Source organism: Ruegeria sp. BC2 (genome assembly GCF_056539245.1).
This window is the reverse complement of sequence record NZ_JBQFUQ010000001.1, coordinates 469,141-484,592: the sequence shown is the minus strand read 5'-3', so window position 1 is coordinate 484,592 and position 15,452 is coordinate 469,141. Positions and strand designations below refer to the sequence as shown.

At 63.9% G+C, this 15,452-nt stretch carries 13 protein-coding genes; 1 reads left to right on the top strand and 12 read right to left on the bottom strand.

Annotated elements, in window-relative coordinates; genetic code table 11:
• Window positions 1–3: 3 nt before the first annotated feature.
• The 3 genes from murC to ftsW are packed head-to-tail and all read right to left on the bottom strand — an operon-like array spanning window position 4 to window position 3,670.
• Entirely contained in the window at window positions 4–1,413 is a 1,410-nt protein-coding gene (gene murC, locus ACR0CU_RS02385) for a UDP-N-acetylmuramate--L-alanine ligase (protein ID WP_170371540.1), read from the bottom strand.
• The gene (locus tag ACR0CU_RS02380) at window positions 1,410–2,507 is read right to left on the bottom strand and encodes a UDP-N-acetylglucosamine--N-acetylmuramyl-(pentapeptide) pyrophosphoryl-undecaprenol N-acetylglucosamine transferase (RefSeq protein ID WP_170444916.1); all 1,098 of its coding nucleotides are present in this window, start codon (window positions 2,505–2,507) and stop codon (window positions 1,410–1,412) included. Before ACR0CU_RS02380 ends, murC begins: the two co-directional genes overlap by 4 nt.
• Complete coding sequence (gene ftsW, locus ACR0CU_RS02375; protein WP_170357284.1) at window positions 2,507–3,670, bottom strand: putative lipid II flippase FtsW; 1,164 nt, start codon at window positions 3,668–3,670, stop codon at window positions 2,507–2,509. Before ftsW ends, ACR0CU_RS02380 begins: the two co-directional genes overlap by 1 nt.
• A gap of 129 nt (window positions 3,671–3,799) precedes the next feature.
• Between ftsW and ACR0CU_RS02370 the strand changes: the two genes are divergently transcribed.
• Window positions 3,800–4,981 carry a BaiN/RdsA family NAD(P)/FAD-dependent oxidoreductase gene (locus tag ACR0CU_RS02370; protein ID WP_170444913.1) on the top strand — a complete coding sequence of 394 codons (1,182 nt, stop codon included), beginning with the start codon at window positions 3,800–3,802 and terminating at the stop codon, window positions 4,979–4,981.
• Here ACR0CU_RS02370 and ACR0CU_RS02365 read toward each other — a convergent pair.
• From ACR0CU_RS02365 to mraZ, 9 genes are all read right to left on the bottom strand, one after another.
• The gene (locus tag ACR0CU_RS02365) at window positions 4,978–5,352 is read right to left on the bottom strand and encodes a glycine zipper family protein (RefSeq protein ID WP_093964839.1); all 375 of its coding nucleotides are present in this window, start codon (window positions 5,350–5,352) and stop codon (window positions 4,978–4,980) included. The two genes, ACR0CU_RS02370 and ACR0CU_RS02365, sit on opposite strands and share 4 nt — an antisense overlap.
• Window positions 5,353–5,462: 110 nt before the next feature.
• Window positions 5,463–6,857, bottom strand: coding sequence for a UDP-N-acetylmuramoyl-L-alanine--D-glutamate ligase (murD, locus tag ACR0CU_RS02360; RefSeq protein WP_170365759.1), 1,395 nt, complete (start codon window positions 6,855–6,857; stop codon window positions 5,463–5,465).
• 150 nt (window positions 6,858–7,007) lie between these two features.
• A complete protein-coding gene (gene mraY / locus ACR0CU_RS02355; RefSeq protein ID WP_170357281.1) occupies window positions 7,008–8,090 on the bottom strand; it encodes a phospho-N-acetylmuramoyl-pentapeptide-transferase in 1,083 nt (360 codons plus the stop codon).
• Window positions 8,091–8,124: 34 nt separating this feature from the next.
• Entirely contained in the window at window positions 8,125–9,519 is a 1,395-nt protein-coding gene (locus ACR0CU_RS02350) for a UDP-N-acetylmuramoyl-tripeptide--D-alanyl-D-alanine ligase (RefSeq protein WP_170444910.1), read from the bottom strand.
• Complete coding sequence (locus ACR0CU_RS02345; RefSeq protein WP_170444907.1) at window positions 9,516–10,997, bottom strand: UDP-N-acetylmuramoyl-L-alanyl-D-glutamate--2,6-diaminopimelate ligase; 1,482 nt, start codon at window positions 10,995–10,997, stop codon at window positions 9,516–9,518. Before ACR0CU_RS02345 ends, ACR0CU_RS02350 begins: the two co-directional genes overlap by 4 nt.
• Window positions 10,998–11,018: 21 nt before the next feature.
• Window positions 11,019–12,806, bottom strand: coding sequence for a peptidoglycan D,D-transpeptidase FtsI family protein (locus ACR0CU_RS02340; protein WP_170357278.1), 1,788 nt, complete (start codon window positions 12,804–12,806; stop codon window positions 11,019–11,021).
• Window positions 12,803–13,171, bottom strand: coding sequence for a cell division protein FtsL (gene ftsL / locus ACR0CU_RS02335; RefSeq protein WP_170391006.1), 369 nt, complete (start codon window positions 13,169–13,171; stop codon window positions 12,803–12,805). The genes ACR0CU_RS02340 and ftsL overlap by 4 nt, the downstream gene beginning before the upstream one ends.
• Window positions 13,168–14,163, bottom strand: coding sequence for a 16S rRNA (cytosine(1402)-N(4))-methyltransferase RsmH (rsmH, locus tag ACR0CU_RS02330; RefSeq protein WP_170446011.1), 996 nt, complete (start codon window positions 14,161–14,163; stop codon window positions 13,168–13,170). Before rsmH ends, ftsL begins: the two co-directional genes overlap by 4 nt.
• A 4-nt stretch (window positions 14,164–14,167) precedes the next feature.
• Entirely contained in the window at window positions 14,168–14,635 is a 468-nt protein-coding gene (gene mraZ, locus ACR0CU_RS02325; protein ID WP_254920219.1) for a division/cell wall cluster transcriptional repressor MraZ, read from the bottom strand.
• Between the last annotated feature and the right edge of the window lie 817 nt (window positions 14,636–15,452).

Here is a 15,452-nt window from a genome sequence, read left to right as displayed (position 1 = left end):
ACGTCAAACGGCTTGTTTTACCTTCAGCCGGTCAGGCAGCGCATTGGCCCAGGCACTGATGGTGCCAGCGCCCAAGCAGACGACCATGTCGCCAGGCCGGGCCTGTTCGCGGACCAGACGCTCCAGGTCGCCTTCGTCCAGCAGCGCGCGTGCGTGGCGGTGGCCGTGACGGATCAGACCCTGCACCAGATCATCGCGGCTGGCGCCTTCGATCGGGTCCTCTCCGGCAGAGAAGACCTCGGCAATGGCCACGACATCGGCATCGTTGAAACAGGCGCAGAAATCGTCGAACAGGTTGGACAGGCGCGAATAGCGGTGCGGCTGGTGAACGGCGATCACGCGGCCTTCGGTCGCCTGGCGCGCGGCCTTGAGCACCGCCGCGATTTCCACCGGGTGGTGGCCGTAGTCGTCGATGATGGTGACGCCGTTCACCTCGCCCACCTTGGTAAAGCGGCGGTTGACGCCGCCGAAATTGGCCAGCGCGTCGCGGATTTCAGCGGTTTTCATGCCCAGATGACGGGCCACGGCCACGGCCGACAGCGCGTTCGAGACGTTGTGATCGCCCGGCATCGGCAGGGTGCAACCCTCGATCACGGTATCCTCGTATTGCAGGTGGATGTCGAAATGCGCAATGCCGCCCTTGTAGGTCAGGTTGACCGCACGCACGTCAGCCTGGGCGTTGAACCCATAGGTGCGCACACGGCGGTCGGTGATGCGGCCGACCAGCGCCTGAACCTCGGCATGGTCGGTGCAGCACACCGCCAGACCGTAGAACGGGATGTTCGAGACGAAATCATGAAAGCCCGCGCGCAGCCGGTCGAAATCGCCCCAATGCTCCATATGCTCGGGGTCGATATTGGTGACGATGGCGATGGTCGCGGGCAGCCGGTTGAACGAGCCGTCGGACTCGTCGGCCTCGACCACCATCCACTCGCCCTGCCCCATCCGCGCGTTCGAGCCGTAGGCATGGATCACGCCGCCGTTGATGACGGTCGGGTCGAAATCGCCCGCCACCATCAGCTCGGCCATCATCGTGGTGGTCGTGGTCTTGCCGTGGGTTCCGGCGATGGCGATGTTGGATTTCAGCCGCATCAGCTCGGCCAGCATGTCGGCACGGCGCACAACCGGCAGGCCCAGCGCACGCGCGCCGTCCAGTTCAGGGTTGCCCGGCTTGATCGCGGTCGACACGACCACGACGGCCGCGTTGTCGAGGTTCTCAGCCCGCTGACCCACAAAGATCTCGGCCCCTAGCGACGCCAGACGGTCGGTAATCTTCGAGGCTTTCAGATCGGATCCCTGCACCTGGTACCCAAGGTTCAGCAGCACCTCGGCGATGCCCGACATCCCGATGCCGCCGATGCCCACGAAATGGATCGGTCCGACATCCTGCGGCAGTTTGGTTGCTGGATTCATGGGGTCTCCTTCTGCGCCAGCTGTTCGACAAGGGCCACCAGACGCTCGGTCGCGTCGGGCGCCCCGACCGACAGGGCGGCATGGGCCATTTTCTGTGCGGCTTCGGGGTTGGTCAGAACCAGTGCGATTTGCTCGGTCAGGGCGGGAACGTCAAGCGCATTTTCGGGGATCATGATCGCACCGCCCGCCTGTACCAGTCCGCGCGCATTGGCGGTCTGGTGATCGCCCGCTGCGGCGGCGAAGGGGATCAGGATCGAGGGCCGCCCGATCACCGAAATGTCGGCCACACTGGAGGCGCCCGAGCGGCTGATCACCAATTGCGCCTCGGACATGCGGCGGGGGACGTCGTGGAAAAAGGGGTGGACCTCGGCCAGAATCCCGTGGTCGGCGTAGAAGGCGGTGACCCGCTCGGCATCCTCTTCGCGCGCCTGATGCGAAACACGGATATACTGGCGCAGGCTCTCGGGCAGTGCGGCGATGGCGCCGGGCACCACGTCGCTGAGGATGCGGGCGCCTTGGCTGCCGCCCATCACGAGCACCGACATCGGGTAATCTCCGGGCGGGATGTAAGGCGCGGCGGCGCGTTCCAGAACGGCAGCACGGACCGGGTTGCCGGTGTGGATGCCGTGAGCGCCTTCGGGCAGGTCGGTGGGCCAGACGCCGCAGGCCACATGCGCAACGCGCGTGGCGAACAACTGGTTCACACGCCCCAGAACGCCGTTCTGTTCGTGAATCATGCGGGGCAGACGCAGCATCACTGCCGCGCTCAGTGCCGGGATCGACGGATAGCCGCCGAACCCCACCACCACGTCCGGCTTGTCGCGCAGCAACTGGGCCGTCATCCCGGCAACTCCGGCTGCGATCCGCGGGCCGGCCAGCGCCTTGGCCGCCAGCCCGCCGCGTGCGAAGGTGGCCGAGGAGACCTCGACGATCTCGGTGGAATGCGGGAAGCCGCCCGTATAACGCGCGCCGCGCGCGTCGGTGGACAGGCGCACGCGCCAACCCTTGTTCAGCATGGCCTCGGCCAGCGCCTGGGCGGGGAACATGTGGCCCCCGGTTCCACCAGCCGCAATCAGCAAATAGGGGTTCGTCATCAGCCTCGTCCGCGCAGAATGTCGCCCAGCTCGCCCTGGGGCCGCGACCGCGTGAACGCCAGCAGCATCCCCAACGCAATACCACCCGCAATCAACGACGAGCCGCCGTAGCTGACGAAAGGCAGCGTCATGCCCTTGGCCGGCAGCAGGCGCACAGCGACGCCCATGTTGATCATCGCCTGCACACCGAACATGCAAGCCAGTCCCGTGCCTGCCAACCGGGTGAACATGTCACGCTCGCGCATCAGGCGCAGCAGGGACCGTACCACGATGATTGAATAAAGCGCGATGATGATCAGCACCAGGATCAGACCGTATTCTTCTGCCGCGACGGCGATGATGAAATCGGTATGTGCATCGGGCAGCGACCATTTCACCTGCCCCTCGCCAACCCCAACGCCAAACAGCCCGCCTTCGCGGATTGCGTTGGTGGCATAGCCCAACTGGGTCGTCGGATCGACCTCTTGATTCAGGAAACCATCGATGCGCCGGGCGAAGTGTTCAGAATTGGCGTAGGCGAACATGCCACCCAAGACCACCGCTCCGGCCATTCCCAGCAGCAGGAACATCGGTGCACCCGCCACGAAATACATCACGCCCCAACCGAACAGGATTAGACAGGCCTGACCGAAATCAGGCTGCATCACCAACATGCCAACGATCGACATACACAGCGCAAACGACCACAACCGCCCTGGCGGGCCATTGATCTCCTGCGCTGCGGCCAGCAGCCAGGCGGCCACGACAATGAAGCCCGGCTTCAGAAATTCGGACGGTTGCAGCGAGGCGAAGCCCAGCGAATACCAACGCACCGCACCCTTGCCGAAATCGGTCCCGAAGACCGGCAGAAAGGCCAGCGCAACAAATGAGGCCAGAAAGCCCAGCACCGCCAACCGACGCACCAAGGTGGGTGACATCATCGAGGTCAGCATCATCGCGATCAGCGCCAACACACCGAAAAGGGCCTGACGCTCGACATAGTGGAACGGATCGAACCCATTGCGCTGCGCCAACGGCGGCGACGAGGCCAGCCCCAACAGAAGCCCGATCGCAAAAAGGATCAGCACGCAGGACATCGTCCAGCGGTCAATCGTCCGCCACCATTTCGGAAGGATCGGTTCACCGCGCTGGTCCTGGACCGCGCCATACACCATCTCAGTCATGAGATACCGCCACTATCTGCCTCGTTACCGTCCCGTTTTCGGGATCTGTTTGAGAGTCTACAGGGAAAATGCCCCTCAGGCCAGCCTCTTCCTCTTGTCATTGGCGTCAATCCGCGCCAAGGGCGAGGGATGCGATTTGACACGATCATACTGGGCGCCGGAGCCGCCGGCATGATGTGCGCCGCCCATTGCGGCGGGCGTGTGCTGGTGATCGATCACGCCAAGGCGCCGGGGGAAAAGATCCGCATCTCGGGCGGGGGGCGGTGCAACTTCACAAACCTCTACGCCGGACCACAGAACTTCCTGTCGCAGAACCCGCATTTCTGCAAATCGGCGCTGGCGCGATACACCCAGTGGGACTTCATCGACCTTGTAGGCCGTCACGGCATCGCCTGGCATGAAAAGACGCTGGGGCAGCTGTTCTGCGACGGCTCATCGAAGCAGATCATCGCCATGCTGCTGGCCGAGATGGACCGCGCGGGCGCAGAGCTGTGGTTGCACACGTCGCTGCGCGGTCTGCGCAAGACCGAATTCGGCTTTGAACTGGTGGTCGAGCGCGAGGGTAAGCGATATGACCTGACCTGTGCCAACGTGGTGTTGGCCACCGGCGGAAGATCCATCCCCAAGATGGGTGCGACCGGGCTGGCCTATGACATCGCCGCGCAGTTCGGATTGCACGTCACCGAGACCCGTGCCGCATTGGTGCCGTTCACCTTCCCCGATGGGCGGTTCAAAGACCTGTCCGGTGTGTCCGTCCCCGCGCGACTGTCGAACGATCGTACGAGTTTCGACGAGGCGCTGCTGTTCACCCACCGCGGCCTGAGCGGGCCGGCGGTGCTGCAACTGTCCTCATACTGGCGCGAGGGCGAGGCGATCCGGGTCAACCTGATCCCCGAGCTGCCCCTGTTCGACCTGCTGCGCGAACGGCGGCAAAGCGCGGGCCGCAAGGCCCTGACCACCGAACTCGCGCGCCAACTGCCCGCCCGGCTGGTCGAGTATCTGAGCGCCCAGATCCCGATGCGTGGCAACTTGGCCGATCAGTCGGATGCGGCGCTGCAAGCGCTGACCGATGCGCTGAGCGACTGGGCGCTGACCCCCTCGGGCACCGAAGGGTACCGCACCGCCGAGGTCACCTTGGGCGGCATCGATACGGCCAGCCTGTCTTCCAAAACGATGGAGGCCAGGGATGTCCCCGGCCTCTATGCGATTGGTGAAGCGGTGGATGTCACCGGATGGCTGGGCGGATACAATTTCCAGTGGGCGTGGTCCTCGGGCCACGCCGCCGGAATTGCGATCGCCGGTCGCCTTTAGCCTACGACGTTGTAGCCGCGGCCGCGCATGCAGTTGCGGACGATGACTTCCTGCTTCTGGGTGTTTTGCAGAGCGCTGGCGCCTGCCCCCACCAGTGCGCCAGCTACGGCCGCACGGCCCAGATCGCTTGCGCTGTCGTCGATGATGGCTTTGGTGCCCGCAGCACCCGCCGCGCCAATGGCCGCCGCCCCAGCGGTATTGCTGTCGATCGTGCCCTGCTGCCGCGCTACGGCCTGACACTGCGCCAGGTCTGCGTTGTAGTTCGGGCTGACGGGTCCATCCACAATGGGTTGGTAGTTCGCGCCTGTGTTCGTGCAGGCCCCTGCCACCAGGATGGCCGGCAGGATCATTGAAAGCTTGCGGTTCAGCATGGTCTTAACCTCGTGTTGAATTCCTAGGGTAACAAAATCATTAATTCTGGTGCGTCAAGCTGATAGCACTTCAATTTGGCCCAACCGGCGGTTCATTGCAAATGTACAGTTCAAAGCCGCTTTTGAACCTGCGCCACGAAATCGTCGCCGCGCTGTTCGAAATTGTCGTACTGGTCGAAACTGGCCGCCGCGGGCGCCAGCAGCACGGTTTCACCCGGCGCGGCGTCGCGCATGGCCTGTTCGACTGCCTCGGCCATTGTGGTGCAAACGCGGGCCTCAACCGACAACTGCATGGCGAAGCCGGCCGCCTCGCGCCCGATCACATAGGCGCACAGAACCTCGTCGGTCGCGTCGTTCAGCGCGGCGATACCCCCCTCTTTCTCAAGCCCGCCGCAGATCCAGCGGATTTTTTTGAACGCGCCCAGCGCCTTGGCCGCGCTGTCGACATTGGTGGCCTTGGAGTCATTCACGAATGTCACACCGTTTGCCTCAGCGATGATCTGGCTGCGGTGCGGCAAGCCTGGATAGCTGTGCAGCGCGTCCTCGATCAACTTGGGCGCCAGGCCCAGCGCGCGGCAGGCGGCATAGGCCGAGCACGCGTTTTGGTGGTTGTGGGTTCCGGGCAGGCCCTTGATGCCGCGCAGGTCGATCGAAGCGGCCTGGCGCCCCTTGCGGTATTCCGAGAGGAACCCCTTGCGGGCAAAGACCTGCCAGCCCGGGCCGGCCAATTTGCGCGCCACCGAGACGCGGATCACCCGGTCGTCGCCCGGCCCTTCGGCCAGTTGACCGGCTAGAAACGCGCCTTCGATCTCGTCCACGCCGATCACGGCACGGTCGGGACCGCCTTCTGAGAACAGGCGGCGTTTGGCGGCGAAATAGCCGCCCATGCCCCCATGCCGGTCCAGATGGTCGGGCGAGAGATTGGTGAACACCGCCACATCGGGCGTCAGCGCACGCGCCAGCTCGGTCTGATAGCTGGAAAGCTCCAGCACCACCACTGATCCGTCGCCGCCGGGCTCGATATCCAGCACGCCGCGCCCGATATTGCCCGCCAGCTGCGCCTCGCGCCCCGATTGGGTCAGGATATGGTGGATCAGCGCCGCCGTGGTCGACTTCCCGTTCGAGCCGGTGACGGCGACCACACGCGGCGGCACATCGAACTTGTCCCATTCGGCACCGCCCAGCGAGCGGAAGAACAGACCAATGTCATTGTCGACCGGAACGCCGGCCTGCAGCGCGGCGGCAACAACCGGGTTGGGTTCGGGATAAAGATGGGGAATGCCGGGCGATACGATCAAGGTGGCGATCGCGTCAAAGGCGCCTTCCCGCCGCAGGTCCTGACACATGAACCCCTCGGCCTCGGCCTTTTCGCGCGCGGCGGGGTTGTCATCCCAGCACACCGGCTCGGCTCCGCCGGCCCGCAATGCGCGCGCCGTGGCCAGGCCCGACCGCCCCAGCCCCAGAACCGCAACCTTATGTCCTGAAAACCCTTTGACCGGGATCATGCCGCGCACCTTCTTCCATCTGCCAATGCGCCGCCACCCTGTACCGAAGAATTGACCCTTGGCAAGGGCGGCGTCAGGCTCGCGCCCTCGGCGCGAGCCGGGCCCAACGGGTACAGGCGGGCCGCAGGCCCACCGCGCCCGGCGGGAGCCTTACCGTACTTTCAGTGTCGCAAGGCCAATCATCGCCAGGATCAGCGAGATGATCCAGAACCGGATCACGATGGTTGGCTCGGCCCAGCCCTTCTTCTCATAGTGGTGATGGATCGGCGCCATCAGGAACACCCGCCGCCCTGTGCGTTTGAAATACAGCACCTGGATGATCACGCTTAGCGCCTCCACCACGAACAGGCCGCCGACGATGGCCAGAACCAGCTCGTGCTTGGTGGCAACGGCGATGGCGCCCAGTGCGCCGCCGAGGGCCAGCGAGCCGGTATCCCCCATGAACACCGCCGCTGGCGGGGCGTTGTACCACAGGAACCCAAGCCCGCCGCCAAACAATGCGGCGGTGAATATAAGGATCTCACCCGTGCCGGGGACATAGTGCACGTCCAGGTATTCGGTAAAGTCGACGCGACCCACCGCATAGGCGATCACGCCCAAAGTCGAGGCCGCGATCATCGCGGGCATGATGGCCAGCCCGTCCAGCCCGTCGGTCAGGTTAACGGCATTTGCAGCCCCCACGATCACCACGATCGAGAACGGAATGTAGAAGATACCCAGATTGATCAGCGTGTCCTTGAAGATCGGCACGGCCAGCTGGTTCTGCAGCATCTCCGGGTGGTGCAGCGTCGCCCACAGCGCGGCCAGCGCGGCAATAATGATGCCCAAAGCCAGGCGCATTTTGCCTGAAACGCCCTTGGTATTCTGCTTCGATACCTTGGCATAGTCGTCCGCAAATCCGATGGCTGCGTAGGCCAGCGTGACGAACAGAACCATCCAGACATAGGGATTGTCCCACCGCGCCCAAATCAGCGTGGACGTCACCAGAGCACCGACAATCAGCAGCCCGCCCATCGTGGGCGTGCCGGCCTTGTTAAAGTGACCCTCGGGGCCGTCATCCCGAATTGGCTGACCCTTGCCTTGTTTCCGGCGCAGCACATTGATCAACGGCTTGCCGAACAGGAAGCCAAAGATCAGGGCCGTCAGAAAGGCGCCGCCTGCGCGGAACGTGATGTAGCGGAAGAGGTTGAAGAAATCCCCTCCGTCCGACAGGCTGGTCAACCAATAGAGCATTACAAAACCTTTCTCACACCGCGGTCATGGGTGGTCATGCATCAAGCGCGCCCACTTGCCCCATTTTCCGCAAACCGTCAACAATCCGTGCCAGCGCCATGCTGAGCGAGCCTTTGGCCAACATGGCATCGCCCGCCCGAACCAGCTGCGGAAGCTCTTGAACCATTTCGGCGCTGGTCTCGAACCACAGCCCGCGCTTGTCCTCGGGCAACGCCTCGTGCAGCGCCCGCATCAACGGACCGATGCAATGCACCTTGTCGATCCGTGCCATGGCCGGCACATCGGCCAGCCCTGCGTGCATGGCGCGCTCTTTTGGACCCAGCTCCTTCATGTCGCCCAGAAAGGCGATGCGCCTTTCGCTCTGCGCTGCCGCCAGCACATCCAGCGCCGCCGCCATCGAGGTCGGATTGGCGTTGTAACTATCATCCAGCAGTTCGATCTGCCCGCCATCCGGCAGGGCCAGCATCTCGCGCACGCCCCGCCCCGTGACCGGCGCCCATTTGGCGAGGCCGGTGATGGCCGCGTCCAGATCGACACCCAGCGCGACGCAGGCAGCCAGCGCGCCTAGACCGTTCATGGCAAAATGCGTCCCCGCAGATTGCACGTCGAAAGCGAATGGCTGGCCCATGGCCTCGGCGGTCACGTGGATGTCCGTGGGCGACTGGGTCACGCCGGTCAGCCGATAATCCGATGCGGTGCGGCCGAAATCCACGATCACCGCGCCATGCCGGGCAGCGCAGGTGCGCAGGATGACGGTATGATCCAGGTCGGCGTTCACGATGGCGGTGCCGCCGGCCTCCAGCCCATCAAAGATGGCGGCCTTTTCGTGAGCGATGCCGGCAACCGACTCGAACGCCTCAAGGTGAACCGCGGCGACGGTGGTGACCAGCGCCACATGCGGGCGGGCCTGTCGCGCCAGGGGTGCAATTTCGCCGGGGTGGTTCATGCCGATCTCGATCACCGCATATTCGGTGTCGCGCGGCATCCGGGCCAGAGTCAGCGGCACGCCCCAATGGTTGTTGTAGCTGGCGACGCTGGCATGGGTGCGGCCCTGATCCGACAGGATGGTCGCCAGCATCTCCTTGGTCGAGGTCTTGCCGACACTTCCCGTCACCCCAACCACGCGGGCCTTGCACCGGTCACGGGCGGCGCGGCCCAACGCCTCGAGCGCGGTCTGCACGACATCGACGATCAGCAGTGGCGCATCGGCGGCCACGTCGTCCGGGATGTGCGTCACCAGCGCGGCGGCAGCCCCTTTTTCCAGCGCCTGCGCCACGAAATCATGCCCGTCGCGCGCCGCCTTCAACGCCACGAACAGGTCGCCCGGTTGCAGCGTGCGCGTATCGATGGACACGCCGCCCGCCTGCCAGTCGGTCGTGGCCCGTCCGCCCGTCGCGGCGGCGGCCTCGGATGCGGTCCAGAGCGTCATGCGACCCTCCCGTCCAGTGCGGCCACGGCGATGCTGGCCTGCTCCACATCATCGAAGGGCAGAACCTGGTCACCCACGATTTGCCCGGTCTCGTGCCCCTTGCCCGCGATCAGCAGCGCATCGCCCGGCTGCAATGCATCGATGCCGCGCAGGATGGCCTCTGCCCGGTCGGCAACCTCGGTTGCGTCGGGGGCCCCGGCCATCACCGCGGCGCGGATGGCTGCGGGGTCTTCCGAGCGTGGGTTGTCGTCGGTGACAAAGACGATATCGGCGTTCTCGACCGCGGCGCGGCCCATCAGCGGGCGCTTGGTCGCGTCGCGGTCGCCGCCCGCGCCGACGATGGCGATCAACCGGCCCATCACATGCGGACGCAGTGCCTGCAACGCGGTGGCCACAGCATCGGGCGTGTGCGCGTAGTCGACGAATACCGCAGCCCCGTTGCCGCGGGTCGCGGCCAACTGCATCCGCCCCCGCACCGTAGTCAGATGCGGCAACGTGTCGAAGACATGGTCGGGCTCGTCTCCGCTGGCAATGACCAGCCCGCAGGCCAGCAGGACGTTTTCCGCCTGGAACCCGCCGATCAGGTTCAGCCGGGTCTGGAAGGTCTTGCCGCGCCAGGCAAAGCGCAGATCCTGCCCGGTGGCGTCGAACCGTTGATTCAACAGGCAAAGATCGACATCCCCGCTGCCCACGGTCAGAACTGTCTGACCGCGTGCTTGCGCGATATCACGGATCGCGACGCCTTTCGGATCATCCATGTTGATCACGGCCGTTCCGTCCTGCGGCAGAACCCGGTCGAACAGGCCGGCCTTGGCGGCGAAATACGCCTCGAACGTCGCGTGATAGTCCAGGTGATCCTGGGTGAAATTCGAAAACCCCGCCGCCGTCAGATGCACGCCGTCCAGCCGGCGCTGTTCCAGACCATGCGACGAGGCCTCCATCGCGGCGTGGGTCACGCCGGCCTCGGCGGCCTCGGCCAGACAGCGATGCAGGGTGATGGGTTCGGGCGTCGTGTGGGCCAGCGGTGCCGTCCACGCGCCCTCGACCCCTGTGGTGCCGAGGTTGACGGCCATGTGTCCCAACTCGGTCCAGATCTGGCGCACGAAGGTTGAAATCGAGGTCTTGCCGTTGGTGCCGGTGACCGCCACCATGGTGCGCGGCTGCGCCCCGAACCACAATGCGGCGGTGTATGCCAAGGTCTGACGCGGGTCCTGCACCACCACCAGGGCGGCGTCCGAGGCGGCCAGTTCATCAGCGGCGATCCGCGCGCCTTCGGCATCGGTCAGGATGGCCGCGGCCCCCATGCGTAGGGCGTATTGGATGAATTCGCCGCCATGCACGCGCGACCCCGGCAGCGCCGCGAACAAAAAGCCGTCCTTGACCTGACGGCTGTCCACGGCCAGCCCGGTAATCTCCGGGTCGGCACCGCCGCGCGCGGTCAGGGCCAGCTGGCTGAGTTTCTTTGACCTTGCGCCCATGACCCACCTCTGTCGGACTGCCTAATTCGAGGTCAGCGTTATAGCAGCGCGATCCTCAGGCTCAAGCCGCGGACGCAAGCCCAGCAGCGGCGCGATGCGGCCGATCAACTCGGCCGCTACGGGTACCGCCGTCCAGCCTGCCGTGCGGCGCTTTTCGCCGTAGGCCAGGATCGACGGTTCGTCCAGCGCCACGATCAGAACATATTTCGGATCGTAGGCCGGAAAGACCGAGGCGAAGGTGGCGATCACCTTGTCATCATAGTACCCGCCGCGCGGCTTGGGCTTGTCGGCGGTGCCGGTCTTGCCGGCCACGGCATAGCCCGGAACGTCGCCAAAGCTGGCGGTTCCGTCCGTCACCACTTTGCGAAGCATCATCAGCGATTGTTTGGCCGCGTTTTCTGACATCACGCGCGGCCCGTATTGCGGCCCGTTGCGGCGCAAGATCGTGGGGCTGACATAATGCCCGCCATTGGCGATGGCCGCATAGCCCGCCGCCAGATGCATCGGGCTGGTCGACAGGCCGTGGCCGTAGGAAATGGTGACGGTGCTCAATTCGCCCCACTTCTTGGGCTTGAGCGGCACCCCGCCCTTGGCCTCGACGATCTCGAACGGGGTGGGGTCGAACATGCCCAGCGCGTCCAGGAACTGTTGCTGGCGCTCGGCGCCGATCTGCAGCGCCAACCGCCCCGTGCCGCGGTTCGAGCTGTGCACAATCACATCGGCCACGCTGATCTTGCCGTAATTCTTGCCGTTGAATTCGCCGATCGGGAAACGCCCGATCTTCATCGGGCCCGAGGTGTCGATGATCGTGTCTGCATTCACCAGCCCCAGATCGACCGCTTGCGCGGCAGTGAAGATCTTGAAGATCGACCCCAATTCGTACACGCCCTGCACATAGCGGTTGAACAGAGGGCTGTCCGAGGGGTCAAAGCCCGAGGTCGGCGGGCGCGGACGGTCGTTCGGGTCGAACGAGGGCAACGAGGCGGCAGCAATCACTTCGCCGGTATGGGCGTTCATCAGAACCGCCGAGGCGCCCTTTGCGTTCATGATCTTCATGCCGCCGTCCAGCACCTGTTCCACCGCCGCCTGAACGGTCAGGTCAAGCGACAGCTGCAGCGGCTTGGTTCCGTTGGCCGGGTCGCGCAGATAGTCATCGAACTGTTTTTCCACCCCGGCCACACCGATCACCTCGGCAGCCGAGACGCCTTCGCGCCCAAAGCCTGAACCGCCAAGGATATGCGCGGCCAGCCGGCCGTTGGGATAGAGCCGCATTTCGCGCGGGCCGAACAGGATGCCCGGATCGCCGATGTCATGCACCGCCTGTTTTTGTTCCGGTGAAATACGTTTTTTGATCCAGAGGAATTTACGCTTGCCGGTGAAGTCCTTGACCAACCGCTCTTTGTCCAGATCCGGGAAGATCGCCACCAGCTTTTCCGCGGCCGCGATCGGGTCGATCATCAGCGGGGGCTGGGCATAAACGGAGTAGGTATCAAGGTTGGTCGCAAGGATTCGGCCTTCGCGGTCCACGATATTCGCCCGCTGCATGGCAATCGACGCGCCCGGGGCGCTCGCTAGCGGCTCTTGCGCCTCCGAAGTAGCCAATGCGCCCATCCGGAACCCGACAATGGCAAATGCCGCAAAGAAAAACGCGCTGAGCACCAGCAACCGCCCCTCGGCGCGGGCGCGGGCGCGGTCCTTCATCTCTTCGTGGCGGCGGCGGATGTTCTCGCGTTCGATCACCTTGGGGTTTTCCCCGCGGGCGCGGGCCTCGAGGATGCGGGCAAGCGGGCGGAGCGGTGTGCGCGTCATGGGATCTGCACCTCGCCCAGGGCCTGGGTGTCGGTGATCGCCTGCAATTCGATCGGGTCGGCGATGGGCAGGTCGGGATCCTCGGCATAGGCGATCTGGTCGGCACGTCCGAACTGCTCGGCGCGCAGCGGCAGCAGGGCAAGACGCTCGAAATTCAGGTCGGCCAGTTCACGCAGTCGGTCCGGGCGGTTCAGATAGGCCCATTCGGCCTGCAATACAGCCAGCCGGGCCTGCGCCGCGCCGATCTGGTGCTGCAGGGATTGGGTTTCCTTCAGTACCTGCTGGGTGCGGTAGTTTTCCTGATAGGCCCACAAGGCCAGGCCGAAAACACCCAAGGCGGTCAATACAAACAGAATACTCTTCATCTTGCCTTTCCCCCGATCATGGGCATGCCGATGGCGCGGGCATCAATTTCCCCCGCCGGAGCATCGGTACGAACAGCAACCCGCAACTTGGCCGAGCGCGCACGCGGGTTGTCCTGCAACTCCTGCGGGTCGGGGCCGATGGCCTTGCGGGTCTTCAATGTGAATTGCGGCTGATCCTGCTGGATTTCGGGCGCATAGCGATTGGCGCGTCCGGTCTTGCCCGCGCGCGACTGGAAAAAGCGTTTGACCATCCGGTCCTCGACCGAGTGGAAAGTGACCACGGCCAGTTGTCCGCCCGGCTTCAACGCGCGCTCGGCGGCCATCAGGCCCTGAAACAATTCCTCGTATTCGGCATTCACCGCAATGCGCAGCGCCTGGAACGACCGGGTGGCCGGATGGGACTGGCCGGGCTTGGCGCGGGGCAGGCAGGATTCGACGATCTCGGCCAGACGCAGGGTGGTGGTGATGGGCGACTCGGCACGGGCCTTGACGATGGCGCGTGCGATGCGGCGGCTGGCCCGCTCCTCACCATAGTGGAACAGGATGTCGGCCAATTGCTCCTCGGTCGCAGTGTTGACCAGATCAGCTGCGCTTTCGCCCTCCTGGCTCATGCGCATGTCCAGCGGGCCGTCTTTCATGAAGGAAAAGCCGCGCTCGGCCTGATCCAACTGCATGGACGAGACACCAAGGTCCAGCACCACGCCGTCGAGGTCGCTGGCATATTCATCCATGCGCGAGAAAACACCCGGTTGCATCGCCAGCCGGTCGCCATATTCGGCTGCCCAATCCGCCGCCATTTCAAAGGCCAATGGATCGCGATCGACGCCGATTACCTTGTCGGCGCCAGCCTCAAGCAAACCCCGGGTATAGCCGCCCGCACCAAAGGTACCATCCAGCCAGGTGCCGGATACCGGATGAACCGCGTCCAGCAACGGGCGCAGCAGAACGGGAATATGGGGTTTGTCAGATGAAGTGTGATCCGCGCCGGCCATGCCGTCACGCACCTTCGATGCCGTCAAGGAACTGCATCGGATCGAAATCCTCGGGCAGTTCGTCCAACCAGTCTTCGGTGGCGGCCAGTTCCTCGGCCTCGTATGTCTCGGGCTTCCAGATCTGGAACGTGTCGCCCGCGGCGATAAAGAACGCCTCGCCCTCCAGCCCGATCTTGTTGCGCAGCTTGGCCGGCAACACCAGGCGACCCGTTTCATCGACATTGGTCGGGAAAGACTGCCCGTGGAACAGGCGCTGCAACATCTTGCGCTGCATCGAGCCGCGCGGCAGCGCGTCGATCTTGGCGTCGACCTCGTCGATCGCCTCCATAGTATAGCATTCAAGGTATTTGCGGCGGTGGTCACCGTAAACGATCACCAGTTCAGGATTGTCACCGGGCTGCCAGTTGGGGTCCGAGGCCTCGAGCACACGGCGAAACGAGGCCGGGATCGACACCCTGCCCTTCGCGTCCACCTTGTGGTGGCTTTCACCTCTAAACCTGCGCGCCAAGACGACTGTCCCTTTCGCTTGCGCCCCACCTACGTCTTCCCCCGGATGAAAAACGGCGGGTTGATCTGCTGCCACTGATCAACCCGCCGCATTGACCCGCTGTGCGGGATGTCCAGCTGCGCGCGCCACCTGGGGGGATGTCTGCTCGCCCGCGCGCCGGATCTCTTGAGTGATGAAAGCGAGATGCCTGTATGAAACCTGTTTGTTTTTTGGTTCGGGGTCGTTTGGCGCCCCATGTGCCTCGTCCTCATCGGATGAATAAGGGATGCCATGGGAATTCATGGAAATCAATGAGATTTTTTCCCAAGAAGGTCAGATTCGGAAAGCTACAGCAGTGGAAATTCTTACGCAAACATGAAAAATGACCACAGATAGACGCCGCACAATATTCAAACACAACATATAGACAGATTCAGCGCGGCCAAAATTTTCCCACGATTTCCCACATTTCTTGCATGATAACCCTGATTCCACCCAACACCCCTCACTTTTTCGACCAAATGGCGCCGAATCACCCTGCGATCCAGGCCGAACCCGAGAGAGACCGCCCCGGATTTCCCACCAATTCCCGCCAGTCCCACAAAGTCCCATGACCCCACCCAAATCGGGAGTTGACCCAGACGCACAAAAATCGCGCAATCCTGAACCGCACAAATTCCACGTTTACGCGCGCAAATTTTCATCAAAATGATGGGCGGCAGCCAGACCCGAGCAATGCCCCGCAGTTCGCGCTAACGAAAATATCCATATTTTAAAGGCATATTTTCGGGTGTCTGGATTC

Coding starts and splice junctions, on each gene's coding strand:
- murC (WP_170371540.1), bottom strand. CDS start 1,413: ATGAATCCAGCAACCAAACTGCCGCAGGATGTCGGACCGATCCATTTC.
- ACR0CU_RS02380 (WP_170444916.1), bottom strand. CDS start 2,507: ATGACGAACCCCTATTTGCTGATTGCGGCTGGTGGAACCGGGGGCCAC.
- ftsW (WP_170357284.1), bottom strand. CDS start 3,670: ATGACTGAGATGGTGTATGGCGCGGTCCAGGACCAGCGCGGTGAACCG.
- ACR0CU_RS02370 (WP_170444913.1), top strand. CDS start 3,800: ATGCGATTTGACACGATCATACTGGGCGCCGGAGCCGCCGGCATGATG.
- ACR0CU_RS02365 (WP_093964839.1), bottom strand. CDS start 5,352: ATGCTGAACCGCAAGCTTTCAATGATCCTGCCGGCCATCCTGGTGGCA.
- murD (WP_170365759.1), bottom strand. CDS start 6,857: ATGATCCCGGTCAAAGGGTTTTCAGGACATAAGGTTGCGGTTCTGGGG.
- mraY (WP_170357281.1), bottom strand. CDS start 8,090: ATGCTCTATTGGTTGACCAGCCTGTCGGACGGAGGGGATTTCTTCAAC.
- ACR0CU_RS02350 (WP_170444910.1), bottom strand. CDS start 9,519: ATGACGCTCTGGACCGCATCCGAGGCCGCCGCCGCGACGGGCGGACGG.
- ACR0CU_RS02345 (WP_170444907.1), bottom strand. CDS start 10,997: ATGGGCGCAAGGTCAAAGAAACTCAGCCAGCTGGCCCTGACCGCGCGC.
- ACR0CU_RS02340 (WP_170357278.1), bottom strand. CDS start 12,806: ATGACGCGCACACCGCTCCGCCCGCTTGCCCGCATCCTCGAGGCCCGC.
- ftsL (WP_170391006.1), bottom strand. CDS start 13,171: ATGAAGAGTATTCTGTTTGTATTGACCGCCTTGGGTGTTTTCGGCCTG.
- rsmH (WP_170446011.1), bottom strand. CDS start 14,163: ATGGCCGGCGCGGATCACACTTCATCTGACAAACCCCATATTCCCGTT.